Here is a 1,423-nt window from a genome sequence, read left to right as displayed (position 1 = left end):
ATGAGCGCCCCCATTGCCAGCAATAACAGTGCACAAGGCCGCGCGCAGAATCGCCGTGTGGCGATTGTGATTACCTCGCCTTAATCTCGCCCTGGTCGAGCGCATAACGGTATAAGCGCTCGACCGCCAGATTTTTCATTTTCACTTCGCACATAATGTCGAAGTCAGTAAATGATAACGCCCAGTCGTTTAAATCCTGATTAAAGTAGTAGTCAGAATGTGCACGCAGTTTGGTTTTTGCCACCGTTAAATCGCGCTGATCCGGGAAGCCATGTTCTGGGATTAAACCTTCCTGAGCAATCGAATAGTGTAATACCGGACGCACATCGCGCCACGATTCGATAATTAACGCAATACGCGCATCATCCGCTTGAATAAATTGATTCTCTTTTACCCAGTGATGGTGAATATCCAGCACCACCGGACAGAGATCGCGCGCCTGTAATACATCATCCAGCGAACAAGATATTTCGTCATTTTCGACCGTCAGCATATTGCGTGCTTCAGGAGAGAGACGCTGAAACGCCGCGCGGAATCCCTCGATGCCTTTTTTGCCGTTCATATGGATATTGATTTTGAAATCCTGGAACTGGCGACCGTACCCCATTAACACGGCACACAGCGCATGGTACTCCACATCCTCAATCGCCCTATCCACCACGCCTTCATTATCCGAAGCGAGTACCGAGTATTGTCCGGGATGGAATGAGAGGCGGATGTTGTTGGCGCGGGCGATTTCGCCACACCTGGCAAACAGCTGTTGTAAGTCGGGCATTAATTCGCTGTAGATGGCGGTGGCTTCAGGCACGGTATACAGCGGTAACAGATCGCTGCCAATCCGCATCATGCGCATCACCTCCGGCAGTTTTGCCAGTTGCTGCAGCGTGAGGAATTGGTTATCGAGGTTGTTGGTTGCCAACTGCGCCAGTAAACGCGCTTGTTCTTCGCGATCAAGACTCAGGAAACGCGTACGCGTGGTGATTTTAAACGGAAACGGCTGCTTAGCCTGTGCATCGAAGTACTTACACGCAAAACCCAATTTCATTTCAGTCTCCCTTAGAGCAGGCTGAAAGTGTAGCTTGCTCCAGGGAAAGTGCACGGACAGCGGCAGGGCTGCCGCTGTCCGTGGGCTTACACGCTTGGGAAAGTGATATTGCTGCCCGGTGCTTCGCGATGCAGATGGATAAAGTTCAGGTGACGTTCGTACTGATCGAGAATATCGATGATCACCTGCTCCTTGTTGTAGTCCATCAAATCGTTGCCCTGGCTGCCTTCCAGCAGGAACGTCTCCAGACGGTAATAGGTCGATTTACCGCTGCGCGCCCGATAGGTAAAACCCGGCACCGAATACTGCTGCGGCCAGATCTGATATAAGAAGTCCTGCTCTTCACCCAGCAGCACGCGCAAATCCAGATAACCTAAC

General features: G+C 51.4%; 1 protein-coding gene and 1 pseudogene. Both read right to left on the bottom strand.

Annotated features, from left to right (window positions below; all coding sequences use genetic code 11):
- Positions 1–70: 70 nt before the first annotated feature.
- The gene (gene uvsE, locus H7A81_RS27265; protein WP_182059337.1) at positions 71–1,045 is read right to left on the bottom strand and encodes a UV DNA damage repair endonuclease UvsE; all 975 of its coding nucleotides are present in this window, start codon (positions 1,043–1,045) and stop codon (positions 71–73) included.
- 86 nt (positions 1,046–1,131) lie between these two features.
- Positions 1,132–1,423: pseudogene (locus H7A81_RS27260) on the bottom strand (high-affinity choline transporter BetT); the annotation flags it as partial.

It is taken from the genome of Pantoea sp. ME81, assembly GCF_903970985.1.
GTDB lineage: Bacteria > Pseudomonadota > Gammaproteobacteria > Enterobacterales > Enterobacteriaceae > Pantoea > Pantoea communis.
This window is presented reverse-complemented; position numbering and strand designations above follow the sequence as displayed.